General features: G+C 70.8%; 16 protein-coding genes. 13 read left to right on the plus strand and 3 right to left on the minus strand.

Features of this window, described 5'->3' with window-relative positions; genetic code table 11:
* Positions 1-93: 93 nt before the first annotated feature.
* A complete protein-coding gene (locus ACRY_RS15510) occupies positions 94-1,185 on the minus strand; it encodes a sugar ABC transporter substrate-binding protein (protein WP_012040173.1) in 1,092 nt (363 codons plus the stop codon).
* A 221-nt stretch (positions 1,186-1,406) separates the two neighbouring features.
* Between ACRY_RS15510 and ACRY_RS15515 the strand changes: the two genes are divergently transcribed.
* The 9 genes from ACRY_RS15515 (at position 1,407) to paaE (ending at position 9,449) form a co-directional block, all read left to right on the plus strand.
* Positions 1,407-2,225, plus strand: a complete 819-nt coding sequence (locus ACRY_RS15515; protein WP_012040174.1) for an SDR family oxidoreductase — start codon at positions 1,407-1,409, stop codon at positions 2,223-2,225.
* Positions 2,226-2,695: 470 nt separating this feature from the next.
* Complete coding sequence (locus ACRY_RS15520) at positions 2,696-3,736, plus strand: substrate-binding domain-containing protein (protein ID WP_007423421.1); 1,041 nt, start codon at positions 2,696-2,698, stop codon at positions 3,734-3,736.
* 91 nt (positions 3,737-3,827) lie between these two features.
* A complete protein-coding gene (locus tag ACRY_RS15525; RefSeq protein WP_007423423.1) occupies positions 3,828-4,910 on the plus strand; it encodes an ABC transporter permease in 1,083 nt (360 codons plus the stop codon).
* A complete protein-coding gene (locus ACRY_RS15530; RefSeq protein ID WP_013640904.1) occupies positions 4,910-5,689 on the plus strand; it encodes an ATP-binding cassette domain-containing protein in 780 nt (259 codons plus the stop codon). The genes ACRY_RS15525 and ACRY_RS15530 overlap by 1 nt, the downstream gene beginning before the upstream one ends.
* Positions 5,690-5,791: 102 nt before the next feature.
* Positions 5,792-6,778, plus strand: a complete 987-nt coding sequence (paaA, locus tag ACRY_RS15535) for a 1,2-phenylacetyl-CoA epoxidase subunit PaaA (protein WP_043509371.1) — start codon at positions 5,792-5,794, stop codon at positions 6,776-6,778.
* 10 nt (positions 6,779-6,788) lie between these two features.
* Entirely contained in the window at positions 6,789-7,076 is a 288-nt protein-coding gene (gene paaB / locus ACRY_RS15540; RefSeq protein ID WP_007423426.1) for a 1,2-phenylacetyl-CoA epoxidase subunit PaaB, read from the plus strand.
* Between the two features lie 29 nt (positions 7,077-7,105).
* Positions 7,106-7,882 (plus strand): 1,2-phenylacetyl-CoA epoxidase subunit PaaC, encoded by a 777-nt coding sequence (gene paaC / locus ACRY_RS15545; RefSeq protein WP_043509236.1) that lies wholly within the window; start codon positions 7,106-7,108, stop codon positions 7,880-7,882.
* The gene (paaD, locus tag ACRY_RS15550) at positions 7,879-8,370 is read left to right on the plus strand and encodes a 1,2-phenylacetyl-CoA epoxidase subunit PaaD (protein ID WP_012040178.1); all 492 of its coding nucleotides are present in this window, start codon (positions 7,879-7,881) and stop codon (positions 8,368-8,370) included. The genes paaC and paaD overlap by 4 nt, the downstream gene beginning before the upstream one ends.
* Positions 8,361-9,449 carry a 1,2-phenylacetyl-CoA epoxidase subunit PaaE gene (paaE, locus tag ACRY_RS15555; protein ID WP_012040179.1) on the plus strand — a complete coding sequence of 363 codons (1,089 nt, stop codon included), beginning with the start codon at positions 8,361-8,363 and terminating at the stop codon, positions 9,447-9,449. The genes paaD and paaE overlap by 10 nt, the downstream gene beginning before the upstream one ends.
* 7 nt (positions 9,450-9,456) lie before the next feature.
* Here the strand turns inward: paaE and ACRY_RS15560 are convergent, their stop codons facing one another.
* Together ACRY_RS15560 and ACRY_RS15565 are read right to left on the minus strand one after the other, a co-directional pair.
* Positions 9,457-9,897 (minus strand): hypothetical protein, encoded by a 441-nt coding sequence (locus tag ACRY_RS15560; RefSeq protein WP_007423913.1) that lies wholly within the window; start codon positions 9,895-9,897, stop codon positions 9,457-9,459.
* Positions 9,894-10,529 (minus strand): DUF5671 domain-containing protein, encoded by a 636-nt coding sequence (locus ACRY_RS15565; RefSeq protein WP_007423914.1) that lies wholly within the window; start codon positions 10,527-10,529, stop codon positions 9,894-9,896. Before ACRY_RS15565 ends, ACRY_RS15560 begins: the two co-directional genes overlap by 4 nt.
* 260 nt (positions 10,530-10,789) lie before the next feature.
* On the opposite strand from ACRY_RS15565, the gene ACRY_RS15570 reads away from it, so the two are divergent.
* The 4 genes from ACRY_RS15570 to dhaM all read left to right on the plus strand — a co-directional run bounded on the left by ACRY_RS15570 (position 10,790) and on the right by dhaM (position 16,027).
* A complete protein-coding gene (locus ACRY_RS15570) occupies positions 10,790-11,950 on the plus strand; it encodes a TDT family transporter (RefSeq protein WP_035188184.1) in 1,161 nt (386 codons plus the stop codon).
* Positions 11,951-12,118: 168 nt separating this feature from the next.
* The gene (gene dhaK / locus ACRY_RS15575) at positions 12,119-13,120 is read left to right on the plus strand and encodes a dihydroxyacetone kinase subunit DhaK (protein ID WP_012040181.1); all 1,002 of its coding nucleotides are present in this window, start codon (positions 12,119-12,121) and stop codon (positions 13,118-13,120) included.
* Between the two features lie 21 nt (positions 13,121-13,141).
* Positions 13,142-13,759 carry a dihydroxyacetone kinase subunit DhaL gene (dhaL, locus tag ACRY_RS15580; RefSeq protein ID WP_012040182.1) on the plus strand — a complete coding sequence of 206 codons (618 nt, stop codon included), beginning with the start codon at positions 13,142-13,144 and terminating at the stop codon, positions 13,757-13,759.
* Between the two features lie 21 nt (positions 13,760-13,780).
* Positions 13,781-16,027 (plus strand): dihydroxyacetone kinase phosphoryl donor subunit DhaM, encoded by a 2,247-nt coding sequence (gene dhaM / locus ACRY_RS15585; RefSeq protein WP_012040183.1) that lies wholly within the window; start codon positions 13,781-13,783, stop codon positions 16,025-16,027.
* The last annotated feature ends 14 nt before the right edge of the window (positions 16,028-16,041 follow it).

Here is a 16,041-nt window from a genome sequence, read left to right on the forward strand (position 1 = left end):
GCGCAGGCCGGCCTTATGGGTGAAGGGTGGAGGTCCGGCGCGGTGCCGGCCGCATCCCGCGGGACGCCGGCCGCCCGCCGCGCCGGCGCGGCATCAGCCCGCGATCGGCCCGTGGCGCGGCACGATCTGCGCCTTCGACGAGCTGCCCTCGTACCTCGTATGCGTGTCGAGATACGGCTTCACCGCCCCCTTGGTCACGAATTTCAGGCCGGTGTTGATCTCGGCCGGCCCGACCAGTCCGCCGGAGGCGAGGAACATGAACATCTCCATGACCGTGTAGAAGCCCTGCAGGTAGGGCTGCTGGTCGATGGTGAAGTCGAGATCGCCGCTGTTGATCAGGTCGAGCGTCTTCGGCAGCAGGTCGAAGCCGCCGCCATGCACGCCCTTCTTGGCGAGGCCGAACTGCTTCATCACCTCGCCGACGCCCTGGGTCGAGCCGGCATCCACCGCGAACATGCCCTTCACGTGCTGGTGACCGAGATAATAGGCGCGGATCTTCGAGAGTTCCTCGTTCACCGTCGGCCCGGTCGCGATTTCATGATAGGTGATGTTCTTGCCGAGCTTCTTGATCGCGGCCGCGGCGCCGTCGATGCGCGGCTGGATGTTGAGCTGGCCGGGTGTTGCGATGAACAGCGCGACCTCGCCGGAGCCGACGAGCTTCACGATCTTCTCGCCCATCTGGTAGCCGGCGAGGAACAGGTCCTGGCCGATATAGGCGAGGCGCTTGTTCCCCGAGCCGGCGGGTGCGTCGGCATTGTAGGAGAACACGGCGATTCCCGCCTCCAGCGCGCGTTCCGTCGGCTTGTTGAACGCGGTCGGGTCGACCAGTGGCACCGCGATCGCATCGGCCTTGCCGGCGATGGCCGCATCCATCGCGTTCACCATGTGCGCCACGTTCGAGGTCTGCGATCCGGTCCACTGCCACTCGCAGCCGAGCAGGCGGCAGGCGTCATGGATGCCGTACTGGGTCGGCACGAAGAACGGGTTGGTGGTGACGTGATTGACGAACACGAACTTCCAGCGCTTGTGCGTCGGAAACGGATCCTTGCCGGCGGCCTCGGCGGTGCGGGCCCCCGCGGCGAGCATCGCCGCCGCCGCGCCGAACGTCACCCCCTGCGCAACCGCGCGGCGCGGCAGGCGGGACGCGACAATGTCACTGACCTGATCTTCTATCTTCTTTGTCATCGGCTTCCTCCCTGAGAAGATTGCCGTTTATATTTAGTTGACCCTCAATAAAAACGCAATCAGCGAAATCGTGCCCCCGCGACGCCTCGCGACTTTGTTGGAGGACATCTGAAACATTGCGAATATAAATCGTTTATCCGAACCGGCCCGCCGGGGGTGGTCGGCGTGCGGGGCGCGGACTAACGTCGCCGGACACCACTCATGCGCGGGAGGACGTCGGCATGACAAAGGCAGATTCGGCACAAGGGCAGGCCGCGCGTTTCGCGGGCCGCTTCGCCCTCGTCACCGGCGGGGCGTCCGGCATCGGCCGGGCGATCGCGTTGCGCCTTGCGGCGGAGGGGGCGTCGGTCACCTTCACCCATCTGCCCGGCGACGATGCGGCGGCGGACACGCTCGCCGAACTCCGCCGCGCCGGCCCCGGGGCCAGCCATCACGCCGAGGCGGCGGATGTCGCCGACCGCGCCGCGATGGAGGCGGTCGCGGCGCGCGCCATCGCGCGAGCCGGCCATCTTTCGCTCCTCGTCAACAATGCCGGCATCCAGGTCGAACAGCCGAGCGACGCGCTCGACATGGACCGGTTCGACCGCGTCATCGCGGTCGACCTGCTGGCCGTCGCCCATCTCTCCTCGCGGGTCATCGGCCATATGGCGCAGCGCGGGTCGGGCGCGATCCTGAATATCTCCTCGGTTCACGAAATCGTGCCAAAGCCCGGCTTCCTGTCCTATTCGGCGGCGAAGGGCGGCATCGGCAACCTCACCCGCACGCTCGCGCTCGAATTCGCCGGGCGCGGCGTGCGGGTGAACGCGGTCGGTCCCGGCGCCACGGTCACGCCGATGAACGCCGGCTGGACCGGCGATCCCGAGCGCCGGCGCGTGGTCGAGGCGCACATCCCGATGGGCCGCCCGGCCGAGGCCGCGGAAATCGCCGCGGTCGCCGCCTTCCTGCTGTCGGACGAGGCGAGCTACGTCACCGGCCAGACGCTCTATGCCTGCGGCGGCCTGTCGCTCTACGGCGATTTCGCGCGCAACTGGTCGACCTGACCCGCCCGGCACCGCTCATTGACGCCTCGCGCGCGATCTCCCGCAACCCGGCGGCTTCGCGCGCAAAAGCCTGAAATCGTTTTCCAACTTTTGCTGTTTCCGGTGCGATCTCTGGTCATCGCGATTCTGGCCGTTGGGCGGAGCAGCAAAAATTTTATTTGAGCCAGCAGAAATTTCTTGATCGCGGCGGCGTGACAACCTAAAACGACCATGAAAACGTTTTCTGTTTCCGGAATCTTTTCACGTCCGAAGACAGGAAGACAAAAACAAGACCGAGGAGGAACGATTGACGGCGCACCCCGCCCTGCCAGCCCGCATCCCTGCATGTCCGTTCGCGGGATCGCCGCGAGTGTCGACGCATCGCGCCGGCGGCATCGTGGCGCGCCCATCGCCTTGGCCGCCATCCGGCCGATGACCGGACCCCGCCGGCCGACCGCGCCGGGCCACGCTGAGAAAAAAAGGAGACCAGAATGACCAACAGGAAGAGCTTCACGCAGAAGGCGGCGATCGCGCTGGCCGCGGTCGGCGCGATCGCCGGCTTCGCCGCCACCGCCCAGGCCGCGCCGATCCGCGCCTGCCTCATCACCAAGACCGACTCCAACCCCTATTTCGTCACCATGCGCAAGGGCGCGCTGGCGGAAGCGAAGAAGCTCGGCGTCGATCTCAAGACCTATGCCGGCAAGTACGACGGCGACAACCAGTCCCAGGTCGCCGCCATCGAGAGCTGCATCGCCGATCATGCCAAGGGCATCCTGATCACCCCGTCCGACACCAAGGCGATCGTTCCCACCGTCGAGAAGGCGCGCAAGGCCGGGCTGCTGGTGATCGCGCTGGATACCGCGCTGAGCCCGACCAGCGCCGCCGACATGACCTTCGCCACCGACAATTTCGAGGCCGGCGAGCTGATCGGCCGCTGGGCCCGCAAGCATCTCGGCGCCAAGGCGAAGGACGCGAAGATCGCGATGCTCGACCTGTCGATCTCGCACCCCACCGTCGATGTCGAGCGCGACCACGGCTTCCTCGCCGGCTTCGGTGACAAGATCAAGAATCCGGAAACGTTCAACGTGCCCGACCCGCGCATCGTCGGCCATGTCGAGACCGGCGGATCGGAAGAGGGCGGCCAGAAGGGCATGGAAACGCTGCTCGCCCGCAACCCGAACATCAACCTCGTCTACGCCATCAACGAGCCGGCGGCCTTCGGCGCCTACCAGGCGCTGAAATCGGTCGGCAAGGCGGGCAAGGTCACCATCGTCGCGATCGATGGCAGCTGCACCGGCGTCGACGGCGTGAAGCAGGGCATCATCGCCGCCGACTCGCAGCAATATCCGCTGAAGATGGCGGCCCTCGGCGTCAAGGCGATCGTCACCTTCGCCAAGACGGGCAAGAAGCCGCAGGCCAGCGCCGGCAAGGATTTCTTCAACACCGGCACCAACCTGATCACCGCGCATCCGGTTCCCGGCGTTCCCTCGATCACGCCGGCGCAGGGCGCCAAACTCTGCTGGGGCAACTGAGCCCCTTGCGTGATCCCGGGCGGTGCATGGCGCCGCCCGCCCTCTTCGACTGCCGCGCCGGCGCTCCCGGCGCGGTCATGGAGCAGACGCCATGTCGAGCAACGAGCGCACCGAGATCACCTTCGAGGCGGCCATCGTGACCGCCGGATCGGAGGCGGTCGCCGAATTCAGCCACCGCAAGACGCCGCTGGAGCGGCTGCAGCAGCTGCTGCACGAAACCCCCTGGCTCGCGCCGCTCATCGTGCTGCTGGTCTCCCTGCTCGGCTTCGGCATCCTGGTCGGCCACCGGTTCTTCTCGGCCTATGCGCTGACGCTGATCCTCCAGCAGGTGACCATCACCGGCATCGTCGGTGTCGCCCAGGCGCTCGTCGTGCTCACCGCCGGGATCGATCTTTCGGTCGGCGCCATCATGGTGCTGTCCTCGGTGCTGATGGGCCAGTGTTCCTTCAGTTACGGCCTGCCCGCCGAGGTCTCGATTCTCTGTGGCTTCGCCTTCGGCGCCGCGGTCGGCTGGTGCAACGGCGTGCTGGTCGCCCGCATGAAGCTGCCGCCCTTCATCGTCACCCTCGGCATGTGGCAGATCGTGCTGGCGGCGAACTACCTCTATTCCGGCAACCAGACGATCGGCGCGGCGCAGATCTCGCTGAAGGCGCCGTTGCTGCAGTATCTCGGCAACACCTTCGTGATCGGCGGCGCCAACGGCGCCACCTTCACCTATGGCGTCGTGCTGATGATCGGCCTCGTCCTGCTCTTCGCCTATGTGCTGCGGCACACCGCCTGGGGGCGGCACGTCTACGCCGTGGGCGACGATCCCGATGCCGCGGCCCTGGCGGGGGTGAACGTGCGGCGGATGCTGATCGGCGTCTACACGCTCTCCGGCCTCGTCTGCGCCATCGCCGGCTGGGCGCTGATCGGCCGCATCGGCGCGATCTCGCCGAATTCCGGCCAGTTCGAGAACATCAACAGCATCACCGCGGTGGTGATCGGCGGCATCTCGCTGTTCGGCGGCCGCGGCTCGATCCTCGGCATGATCTTCGGCGCCATGATCGTCGGCGTCTTCACCCTCGGGCTCAACATGTATGGCACCGACCCGCAATGGACCTACCTGATGATCGGCGCGCTGATCATCGTCGCGGTCGCGGTGGACCAGTGGATCAGAAAGGCGGCGGTGTGATGGAACCCGTTCTCAAGGCGCGTGGCCTCGTCAAGCGGTATGGCCGGGTCACGGCGCTCGACCATTGCGATTTCGACCTTCATCCGGGCGAGATCCTCGCCGTCATCGGCGACAACGGCGCCGGCAAGTCCTCGCTGATCAAGGCGCTTTCCGGCGCCATCCAGGTCGACGAGGGCGAGATCCAACTCGAGGGCCGGCCGGTGCGCTTTGCCTCGCCGATCGCCGCCCGCGCCGCCGGCATCGAGACCGTCTACCAGACGCTCGCGATGGCGCCCGGCCTGTCGATCGCCGACAACATGTTCATGGGCCGCGAACTGCGCAAGCCGGGCCTGCTCGGCAAGGTCTTCCGCAAGCTCGACCATGCCGAGATGCAGCGCATCGCCCGCCAGAAACTCTCCGATCTCGGGCTGATGACGATCCAGAACATCAACCAGGCGGTGGAAACCCTCTCCGGCGGCCAGCGCCAGGGCGTCGCCGTCGCCCGCGCCGCCGCCTTCGGCTCCAAGGTCATCATCCTCGACGAGCCGACCGCCGCCCTCGGCGTCAAGGAATCCCGCCGCGTGCTCGAACTCATCCTCGACGTGAAGGCCCGCGGCATCCCCATCATCCTGATCAGCCACAACATGCCGCATGTCTTCGAGGTGGCGGACCGCGTCCACATCCATCGTCTCGGCCGCCGGCTCTGCGTGATCGACCCGAAGACGCATTCGATGTCCGACGCCGTCGCCTACATGACCGGCGCGCGCACGCCCGAGGCGGTGCTCGACCCCGCGGCCTGAACCGGAGATCGGGACGACATATCACAGAATATTCTTGAGCCTGAAAATTATGTGATATATATCCCCGAAACGCGCCGAAAGGCGCTGACCGAGGACGTCCCGATGTATACCCAGGCCCTGAACCAGCCTTCCGAATCCGCGTCCGCCGCGCCCGAGGATGCCGACAGGCTCGCCCGCTTCCAGGCGCGGATCGACGCCGATGAACGGATCGAGCCGAACGATTTCATGCCCGCCGCCTACCGGCGCACGCTGACGCGGCAGATCTCCCAGCACGCCCATTCCGAGATCATCGGCATGCAGCCCGAGGGCAACTGGATCACCCGCGCCCCCACGCTGCGCCGCAAGGCCGCCCTGCTCGCCAAGGTGCAGGACGAATGCGGCCACGGGCTCTATCTCTACGCCGCCGCCGAAACCCTCGGCGCCACGCGCGAGGAACTGGTCGACCAGCTTCTCGCCGGCCGCGCGAAATATTCCTCGATCTTCAACTACCCGACGCTGAGCTGGGCCGATATCGGCGCGATCGGCTGGCTGGTCGACGGCGCCGCGATCATGAACCAGATCCCGCTCTGCCGCTGTTCCTACGGGCCCTACGCGCGCGCCATGATCCGCGTCTGCAAGGAGGAATCCTTCCACCAGCGCCAGGGCTACGAGATCATGCTCACCCTCGCGCGCGGCACGGCGGAGCAGCGCGAGATGGCGCAGGACGCGCTGAACCGCTGGTGGTGGCCGAGCCTGATGATGTTCGGCCCGCCGGATGCCGCCAGCGCCCATTCCGACAGCTCGATGCGCTGGAAGATCAAGCGCTTCTCGAACGACGAACTGCGCCGCAAGTTCGTCGACGCCACGGTGCCGCAGGCGCACGTCCTCGGCCTGTCGATCCCCGATCCCGCGCTGCGCTACGATGAAGCCACCGGCCATTGGGAGCACGGCGCGATCGACTGGGAGGAGTTCCGCCAGGTCATCGCCGGCAACGGCCCGTGCAACCGCGAGCGCCTCGCCGCCCGCCGCCAGGCGCATGAGGATGGCGCCTGGGTGCGCGAGGCCGCCCTCGCCTTCGCCGCCCGCCGCGCCCGCGCGGAAGCCGCCTGAGGACGGGACGATGCCGGAAACGCCGACGCCGCTCTGGGAAGTCTTCATCCGCAGCCGCAACGGCCTCGCCCATCGCCACGCCGGCTCGCTGCACGCGGCCGACGCCACCCTGGCGCTCCAGGCCGCGCGCGATCTCTTCACCCGCCGCGGCGAGGGCCTGTCGATCTGGGTGGTGCCCTCCGCCGCCATCACCGCCTCGGACCCGGCCGAGGCCGGCATGCTGTTCGAGCCCGCCGACTCGAAGATCTACCGCCACCCGACCTTCTACGAGGTGCCCGACGAGGTCGGCCACATGTGACGGCCGGCACGCCGCGCCCGGAGAGCCCGATGTCCACCACCTCCATCACCGTCCGCGAGACCCCGCTGGTCCGTTTCCTGCTCCGCCGGGCGGACGACGCGCTGATCCTCGGCCATCGCCTGTCCGAATGGTGCGGCCGCGCGCCCAGCATGGAGGAGGAGATGGCGCTGGCGAACATCGCGCTCGACCTCATCGGCCAGGCCCGCGCGCTCTACGCCTACGCCGCCGATGTCGAGGCGGCCGGCCACGACGAGGACGATTTCGCCTATCTCCGGCCCGAGCGCGCCTTCGGCAACCTGCTGCTGGTCGAACAGCCGAACGGCGATTTCGCGGTCACCATCGCGCGCCAGGTGTTTTTCTCCGCCTTCGCCGATCTCTGGTGGCGGGCGCTCGCCGGCTCGGCCGATCCCACGCTGGCCGCCCTCGCCGCGCGGGCCGAAAAGGAAACCGCCTACCACCTGCGCCACGCGGCGGAATGGCTGATCCGCCTGGGCGACGGCACGGCGGAAAGCCATGCCCGTGCCGCGGCGGCGGTCGAGGCGCTCTGGCCGTTCACCGGCGAGATGTTCGCGGCCGAGCCGGACGAGGCCGCGCTGGTCGAGGCGGGCATCGCCCCCGATCCGGCCGCCCTGCGCGACCCCTGGCGCGCCGCCCTCGCCGAGATCCTCGCCGAGGCCACGCTCGCCCTGCCCGAGTCCGGCTGGATGCAGAAGGGCGGCCGCCAGGGCCGGCATTCCGAGCATCTCGGCCGGCTGCTCGCCGAAATGCAGCATCTCCAGCGCAGCTATCCCGGAGCCTCGTGGTGAGCGCGCCCGAGCCGTCCCTCGCCCGCCTGCGCCGCGTCGCCGGCGCCGTGCCCGATCCCGAACTGCCGGTGCTCACCATCGCCGATCTCGGCATTCTCCGCGATGTCCGCATCGTCGGCGGCACGGCGGAGATCGACATCACGCCGACCTATTCCGGCTGCCCGGCGATGGCCGAGATCGCCGCCGGAATCATCCGCGCCGTCGAGGCCGCCGGTTTCGGCCGGCCGCGCGTGAATACCGTGCTCTCGCCCGCCTGGACGACCGATTTCATGACCGCCGCGGCGCGGCGCGCGCTGCGCGAATACGGCATCGCCCCGCCGCCGGAAGCCGCCGCGCGCCGCCCGCGCTTCGCCGCCTTGCCGCTGCCCTGCCCGCGATGCGGCAGCGCCGAAACCGAGGAGCTCGCCCCCTTCGGCGCTACCGCCTGCAAGGCGCTCTGGCGCTGCCGCGCCTGCCGCGAGCCCTTCGAGCATTTCAAATGCCACTGACCGAACCCGCCGCCGCGCCGAAATTCCACCGCCTCCGCGTGGCCGATCTCCGGCGCGAAACGGCGGACACCGTCTCGCTGTCCTTCGCGGTGCCGCCGGCGCTCGCCGGCGCCTACCGCTTCGCCCCCGGCCAGTATCTCACCCTGCGCGCGACGATCGCGGGCGAGGAACTGCGCCGCTCCTATTCGATCTGCACGGTGCCGGAGGATGGCGAGATGCGCATCGCGGTCCGGCGTGTCGATGGCGGGCGCTTCTCCACCTGGGTGAACGAGGCGCTGCGGCCGGGCGACCCGATCGACGTGATGACGCCGACCGGCCGCTTCGGCGCCGCCGCCCTGGCCGATCCCGCCGGCCTGCATGTCGCCTTCTGCGCCGGGTCCGGCATCACCCCGGTGCTGCCGGTCGCCCGCGCCGTGCTGGCCGCCTCGCCCGCGAGCCGCTTTCACTTCTTCTACGGCAACCGCACCGGCGCCGACGCGCTGTTCCGCGCCGAGCTGGCCGCGCTGAAGGACCGCCATCTCGGCCGCGTCTCGGTGCTGCACGTGCTGTCGCGCGAGGAACAGGATCTTCCCGTGCTGAACGGGCGGCTCGACGGCGCGCGCGTGCGCCGCCTGCTGCCCGCCATGGTGCCGCCGGCCGAGATCGCCCATGCCCATGTCTGCGGACCCGCCACGATGATCGACGACGTCGCCGGCGTCCTCGCCGAATTCGGCCTGCCCCCCGCGCGCCTTCACACCGAGCGTTTCGTCTCCGCCGAAGGCGGCCGTCCGCGCCCGCCGGTCGCGCCCGGCGCCCCGTCCGCCCATCGCGCCGCCATCATCCTCGACGGCAAGCGCCGCGAGGTGCCGGTGGCCGAGGGCGAGACGATCCTCGACGCCGCGCTCCGCGCCGGGCTCGACATGCCCTTCGCCTGCAAGGGCGGCATGTGCTCCACCTGCCGCGCCCGCCTCGCCGATGGCGAGGCCGACATGGCCGTGAACTACGCGCTGGAGCCGTGGGAAACCGCTGCCGGCTTCATCCTCACCTGCCAATCCCGTCCGCTTACGCCGCGCGTCACCGTCGACTTCGACGCGCTGTAGCGCCGCCTCACTTCTGGCCCGCCGCCGTCGCATGCAGGCTGAAGCATTGCCGCCCGCTGGCGTGCCGGCCGAAGACCGGATGCTGGAACCCCGCCTCCTGGCTGGCCCGCTCGTCCAGCGTCGAGAGCGCGAAATGCGCGCAGAGTTCGTAGCTGTCGGTCCCGGTCACGCTGTATTCGAAGGGGATGCCCTCCGGATCGGTCAGCGGCACCGCGCCATAGCCGGGGGATGGCTCCAGCTCCTCGAGCCGTTGCGGCAGCGCGCCGTGGCCGCGCCGGTAGGCGGCGATCTCGCCCGACAGTATCCCGAGTTGCAGGCTGCGCATCTGGTCGGCCTGCTGCCGGCGGATATGCTCCGGCGAGCCGATCACGAGAAACCCCGCGATCACCAGCAACAGCGCGGCGAGTCCGAGGCTGCCCGCGAACAGGCTGGCGCCGCCCGGCCTCATGGCGCCGCCGCCTCACGCGCGTCGCGCAGGAAATAGCCGAACATGCCGCCGGCGATCACCGCCACCGTCGCGAGCTTCAGCAGGGTCGCCACCGCCAGTTCGCCGCCCAGCGCGTTGTAGATCAGCGCCATCACGTCGCCGGCCAGCCATAGCGCGGTGATGAACAGCGTGAGGTAGGTCAGCCACTGGCGCGGCCGCGATCCCCGCCGCGCCGGGTCCCGCGCGATCGCCCGGTTGATCCGGCGGAACAGCACGACGAAGACCGGGTAGGCGACCAGGATCGCCGAGATGTTCCACCTGATGTCCCGCAGCAGCGTGGCGCTTACATAAATCCGGCTGCCGATCCGCCGGGGAAAGGCGTGGTCGATCAGGTGAAAGGCGAGGGCGCCCGCATTGTAGGCGGCGGTATAGAGCGCCACGAACACCACCAGGTAGACGAACACCTCGCGCGCCGAGAGATAGGGCTGCGCCCGCGGCACCGGCACCGGAAACGGAACCTCGGCGAAGGCGTGCAGCGCCTCGCCGATATCGGCGTCCTGCCAGCCGGCCGCGCGCAGGGCCGCGGCAATCTCCGCGCGCGCCGCGCCGGCGGCGAGGGCCCGGCGGGTGAAGTCGAGCAGCTGGCGGTCCATGATCCGGCCTCCCGGTTGCGGGACGGCCCCCAGCCTGCCCGCCGGCGCGCGACATGCCGATGATCCCGCTCAAGCCGCGATCATCCGTTCGGCGCAATCGCGCTCCGCCTTTCGGCGAGGGGAGCGCGCAAATGTTCACTTCATACGATCAATTCAATCAATCCAATCTGTATAGAAGATCATCCGCCAAGGCCCCATTAAAGACGCAACGCCGGCGCGCGGGCTCCGCTCCGTCCCCCGGCATTCATCTGGAGGCTTCCATGCTCACCCAAGGCTTCGCCCGTTTCATTCACGCCCGCCGCACCGACCTGCTCGCCATCGTGCGCCAGTTCACGCCGAACTGGTTCGCCGCGACGATGGGCACCGGCATCCTCGCGCTCGACCTCAACCAGCTGCCCGGCCTGCATCGCCCGGCGATGGCGCTCTGGCTGCTGAACATCGCGCTGTTCGCCCTCTTCACCCTGCTCTACGCCGCGCGCTGGCTGCTCTACCCGCGGGAGGCCGCGCGCATCTTCGGCCATTCGGTGATGTCGATGTTCCTCGGCACCATCCCGATGGGCCTCGCCACCATCATCAACGGTTTCATCGCCTTCGGCCTCGCCCCGCTCGGGCCGGAAGCGGTCGGCATCGCCACCGCGCTCTGGTGGGCGGATGTGGCGCTGTCGCTCGTCATCGGCATCGGCGTGCCCTTCCTGATGGTCATCCGCCAGGACCACGCGATCGAGAGGATGACGGCGGTCTGGCTGCTGCCGGTCGTCGCCGCCGAGGTCGCGGCGGCGAGCGGCGCGCAGATCGTCCCGCATCTCGGCAACCCGCATCTCGCCCTGCTGGTCGACATCCTGTCCTACGCCCTCTGGGCCTATTCGGTGCCGGTCGCGCTCGGCATCGTCGCGGTCCTGCTGCTCCGCCTCGTGCTGCACCGCCTGCCGCATCGCGACATGGCGCCCTCGTCCTGGCTCACTTTGGGGCCGATCGGCACCGGCGCGCTCGGCCTGCTCCTGCTCGGCGCCGATGCGCAGGGCGCGCTCGCCCCGCTCGGCCTGCCGGGGCTCGCCGACGCGGCGCGCGGCATTGGCCTGATCGGCGGCGTCATCCTCTGGGGTTACGGCGTCTGGTGGCTCGCCTTCGCGGTGCTCGCAACCCTGCGCTACCTGCGCGGCGGCATTCCGTTCAATCTCGGCTGGTGGGGCTTCACCTTCCCGCTCGGCGTCTACGCCGCCACCACCTTCGCCCTCGCCGGGCAGACCCACCTCGCCCTGTTCCACATCGCCGCCGTGGCGATGACGGCGAGCCTCGCCGCCCTCTGGGTGATCGTCGCGGCGATGACGCTGCGGGGTGCCGCCAGCCGCGCGCTCTTCGCCGCCCCCTGCCTGCTGCGCGGCGCCATTCCGGAGGACGCGCTGACCGCCGACATGGTCTGACCGGGTCCCGGCCGGGACTCGCCATCGCCCGACGCCTCGACTAACGTTGCCGGCGCGCCCCCATCGCCGATGGGGCGCGCCGGTCCCGTATCCGGTTCTTCGTCCGCGTTCTCCGGGGCCCGCCAGCCGCGCCTTTCCATCAAGAATGCCAATACGGGGGACGATTTCATGAAAAAATTCATCAACGCGCCGGAAAACGTGGTGGCCGAGGCGCTGGCCGGCATGGCCGCCGCGCATCCCGATCTGATCCGCGTCCACACCGATCCCGATTTCATCACCCGCGCCGATGCCCCGGTGCGCGGCAAGGTGGCGCTGCTCTCCGGCGGTGGCTCCGGTCACGAGCCGATGCATGGCGGTTTCGTCGGCCGCGGCATGCTCGATGCCGCCTGCCCCGGCGCGGTCTTCACCAGCCCGACGCCGGACCAGATGCTCGCCGCCACCAGGGCGGTCGATGGCGGCGCCGGCGTGCTGCACATCGTGAAGAACTACACCGGCGACGTGCTGAACTTCGAGATGGCCGCCGACCTCGCGAAGGAGGAGGGGCTCGACGTCGCCGCCGTCGTGATCGATGACGATGTGGCGGTGCAGGACAGTCTCTACACCGCCGGCCGCCGCGGCGTCGGCGCCACGATCCTCGCCGAGAAGATCTGCGGCGGTGCCGCCGAGGCCGGCGCCGACCTCGCCAGCGTCGCCGCCCTCTGCCGCGAGGTGAACGGCGCCGCCCGCTCGATGGGCGTCGCGCTCAGCCCCTGCACCGTGCCGCATGCCGGCAAGCCGAGCTTCACCCTCGGCGAGGGCGAGATGGAATACGGCATCGGCATCCATGGCGAGCCCGGCCGCAAGCGCATCCCCATCGAACCGGCCGACCGTGTGGCCGAAATGCTGATGGAACCCATCCTCGCCGACCTGCCGTTCCGCCAGGGCGACAAGGTGCTGCTCTTCGTCAACGGCCTCGGCGGCACGCCGCTGGTCGAGCTCTACATCCTCTACCGCAAGGCCGCGGAGATCGCCCGACGCCACGGGCTGACGGTCGCGCGCTCGCTGGTCGGCCCCTACATGACCAGCCTCGAGATGGCCGGCACCTCGATCACCCTGCTGCGCCTGACCGACGACATGATCCGTCATTGGGACGCGCCGGTCGTCACCCCGGCGCTGCGCTGGGGCGCCTGAGGCGGGCAGGGGGGATTGCGCATGGCCGACCAGCTCGACGTTCCGCTCCTCACCGCCTGGCTCGGCCGCGCCGCCGCCGCGATCGAGGCGCAGCAGGGCTACCTCTCCGATCTCGACGCCGCGATCGGCGATGGCGATCACGGCGCCAACCTCGCCCGCGGCTTCAAGGCCGTCATGGCGAAGCTCGGCACGCCCGCCGATCCGGCGGCGCTGTTCCGCAGCGTCGGCATGACGCTGATCGGCACCGTCGGCGGCGCCTCCGGCCCGCTCTACGGCACCCTCTTCGTCGAGATGGCCAAGGCCGCCGCCGGCCGCGCCACGCTCGACGCCGCCGGCTGGCACGGTGTGCTTGCCGCTGGCGTCGCCGGCGTGGTCGCCCGCGGCAAGGCGGCCCCCGGCGACAAGACGATGATCGACGCGCTCACCCCCGCCGTCGCCGCCCTCGAAGCGGCGGCCAGCCTGCCCGAGGCGCTCGCCCGCTCGGCCGCCGCCGCGCGGGAGGGCGCCGAGGCCACCGCCCCGCTGGTCGCCCGCAAGGGCCGCGCCTCCTATCTCGGCGAACGCGCGATCGGCCATGTCGATCCGGGGGCGACCTCGTCGGCGATGCTGCTCGCCGCCCTCGCCGAAGCCGCCGGCTGAGCGGCCCCGGCGCGCGGCGTCATGGCAACCGGCCTCCTGCTCGTCTCCCACAGCGCGGCGCTGGCCCGCGCCACCGCCGAACTCGTCCGGCAGATGACCGGCGACCGCCTCGCCCTCGCCATCGCCGCCGGCGCCGGGCCGGACCATGCCGAACTCGGCACCGACCCGCTCGCCATCCTCGCCGCCTGCGAGGAACTGGCCGGCTGCGAGGGCATCGTCGTGCTGATGGATCTCGGCAGCGCCGTGCTCAGCGCCGAAATGGCGCGCGACCTCGCGGACGATGCCCTGCGCGCCCGGCTTCACCTCGCCCCGGCCCCGTTCGTCGAGGGCGCGCTGGCGGCGGGTGTGGCGGCCGCCGCCGGGCAGGCCGCCGACCGCGTCGCCGCCGAGGCGCTGGCCGGGCTCGCGCCGAAACAGGATGCGCTCGGCACCCAAGAACACGCCGCGCCGCCGTCGCCAGCCGCCACGCTCACCCGCGCGGTCACGCTGGCCGATCCGAACGGCCTGCATCTCCGCCCCGCCGCGCGCTGTGTCGAGGCCGCCGCCCGGTTCGACGCCACGCTGCGCCTCCGCCACAACGGCCGCGTCGCCCCGCTCGACAGCCCGACCGCGCTGATGGCGCTCGGCGCGAAGGGCGGCGCGGAGGTGACGATCGAGGCCTCCGGCCCCGAGGCCGAACCCGCCGCCGCCGCCCTCGCCGCCATCCTCGCCGAGCGCCCGGCGGAACCCCACGCCGAAACCCCGTCGAAAGCGTCATCCGGCGGATTCGTGCCGATGTCCCCCGGCCGCGCCGCCGGCCCGGTCGTCGCCGTCGGCCGCGCCCGGCCGGCGGTGCCCGAAACCACGGTGGCGGACCGCGCTGCGGCGCTGGCCCGGCTCGATGAAGCGCTGGCCGCCGCCCGCGCCGCGCTCGCCGGCAACCCGATCCTCGCCGCCCAGGCCGCCCTGCTCGCCGACCCGGCGCTGATCGGCCCCGCCCGCGCCGCGATCGAGGCGGATGGCCGCCACGAGGCCGCCGCCTGGCGCGACGCCATCGCCGCCGCCGCCGCCAGCCACGAGGCGCTCGACGACCCCTATCTCCGCGCCCGCGCGCGCGACCTGCGCGAGGCCGGCGATGCCGTGCTCCGCGAACTGCTCGGCGGCTTCGGCCTCGACCTGCCGGCCAAGCCCGCGATCATCGTGGTGGACGAACTCACCGCCGCCGAGGCCGCGAGCCTGCCGCCCACCATCCTCGGCGTGCTCGACCGGCGCGGCGGCCCCACCAGCCACGCCGCGATCCTGCTCCGCGCCGCCGGCATTCCCGCCCTGGGCGGCGTCGCGCTCGATCCGCCGCCGTCCCGCGCCGCCTTCGACGGCGCGACCGGCGAATTCGTCGCCGAGCCCGACGCCGCGACCGAAGCCCGCTTCCGCGCCGCCGACCTCCTCGCGCCGGGCCCGGCCTCCGTCATCCTTCCCGGCGGCGAGGCGCTCGAATTCTGGGCGAATGTCGCCGGCCCCGCCGATGCCGCCGCCGCCGCCCGCGCCGGCGCCTTCGGCGTCGGCCTCGCCCGCACCGAGATGCTCTTCCTCGGCCGCGCCGACATGCCGGGCGAGGACGAGCAGGAAGCCCGCGTCGGCGCGATGATCGCGCCGTTCCGGGGCCGTCCGGTCGTGGTCCGCCTGCTCGATGCCGGGGCGGACAAGCCGGTGCCCTTCCTCGCCCTGGCGTCGGAGGAAAACCCCGCCCTCGGCGTGCGCGGCGTGCGCGCGCTGCTCCGCCGGCCGGATTTCTGCGCCGCCCATCTGCGCGCCCTGCTGCGCGCCGGCGCCGGGCACGACCTGCGGATCATGGTCCCGATGGTCACCTTCGCCGCCGAGTTGCGCGCTATACGCGACCTGCTCGCCGCCGCCGCGCGCGATGTCGGCTGCGAGCCGCCGCCGCTCGGCGCGATGATCGAGGTGCCCGCCGCCGCCCTCACCGTGCCGGACCTGCTGGCGGCGAGCGACTTCTTTTCGATCGGCACCAACGATCTCACGCAATACGTCCTCGCCGCCGATCGCGGCCACAAGGATCTCCCCGGCTTCGCCGATGCCGGCCATCCGGCGGTCATCGGCCTCTGCGCCCGGGTCTGCCGCGATGCCGGGGCGGTCCCCGTTTCCGTCTGCGGCGAAGCCGCCGGCGATCCGTCGACCGCCCGCCTCCTGGTCGAGGCCGGCATCCGCAAGCTCTCGATGGGCGCCGCCCGGCTCAGCGCCCTCCGCGCGGCGTTTTCCGCCAGCGCATCCTGACATCCGCGCACCCG

Source organism: Acidiphilium cryptum JF-5 (assembly GCF_000016725.1).
GTDB lineage: Bacteria > Pseudomonadota > Alphaproteobacteria > Acetobacterales > Acetobacteraceae > Acidiphilium > Acidiphilium multivorum.

Excerpts from the sequence above, each read along its gene's own strand:
- ACRY_RS15515 (WP_012040174.1), top strand. The coding sequence starts at position 1,407 with ATGACAAAGGCAGATTCGGCACAAGGGCAGGCCGCGCGTTTCGCGGGC.
- paaB (WP_007423426.1), top strand. The coding sequence starts at position 6,789 with ATGCCGGAAACGCCGACGCCGCTCTGGGAAGTCTTCATCCGCAGCCGC.
- dhaK (WP_012040181.1), top strand. The coding sequence starts at position 12,119 with ATGAAAAAATTCATCAACGCGCCGGAAAACGTGGTGGCCGAGGCGCTG.
- paaC (WP_043509236.1), top strand. The coding sequence starts at position 7,106 with ATGTCCACCACCTCCATCACCGTCCGCGAGACCCCGCTGGTCCGTTTC.
- dhaL (WP_012040182.1), top strand. The coding sequence starts at position 13,142 with ATGGCCGACCAGCTCGACGTTCCGCTCCTCACCGCCTGGCTCGGCCGC.
- ACRY_RS15525 (WP_007423423.1), top strand. The coding sequence starts at position 3,828 with ATGTCGAGCAACGAGCGCACCGAGATCACCTTCGAGGCGGCCATCGTG.
- ACRY_RS15530 (WP_013640904.1), top strand. The coding sequence starts at position 4,910 with ATGGAACCCGTTCTCAAGGCGCGTGGCCTCGTCAAGCGGTATGGCCGG.
- ACRY_RS15510 (WP_012040173.1), bottom strand. The coding sequence starts at position 1,185 with ATGACAAAGAAGATAGAAGATCAGGTCAGTGACATTGTCGCGTCCCGC.
- ACRY_RS15520 (WP_007423421.1), top strand. The coding sequence starts at position 2,696 with ATGACCAACAGGAAGAGCTTCACGCAGAAGGCGGCGATCGCGCTGGCC.
- ACRY_RS15570 (WP_035188184.1), top strand. The coding sequence starts at position 10,790 with ATGCTCACCCAAGGCTTCGCCCGTTTCATTCACGCCCGCCGCACCGAC.
- paaA (WP_043509371.1), top strand. The coding sequence starts at position 5,792 with ATGTATACCCAGGCCCTGAACCAGCCTTCCGAATCCGCGTCCGCCGCG.
- dhaM (WP_012040183.1), top strand. The coding sequence starts at position 13,781 with ATGGCAACCGGCCTCCTGCTCGTCTCCCACAGCGCGGCGCTGGCCCGC.
- paaE (WP_012040179.1), top strand. The coding sequence starts at position 8,361 with ATGCCACTGACCGAACCCGCCGCCGCGCCGAAATTCCACCGCCTCCGC.
- ACRY_RS15560 (WP_007423913.1), bottom strand. The coding sequence starts at position 9,897 with ATGAGGCCGGGCGGCGCCAGCCTGTTCGCGGGCAGCCTCGGACTCGCC.
- ACRY_RS15565 (WP_007423914.1), bottom strand. The coding sequence starts at position 10,529 with ATGGACCGCCAGCTGCTCGACTTCACCCGCCGGGCCCTCGCCGCCGGC.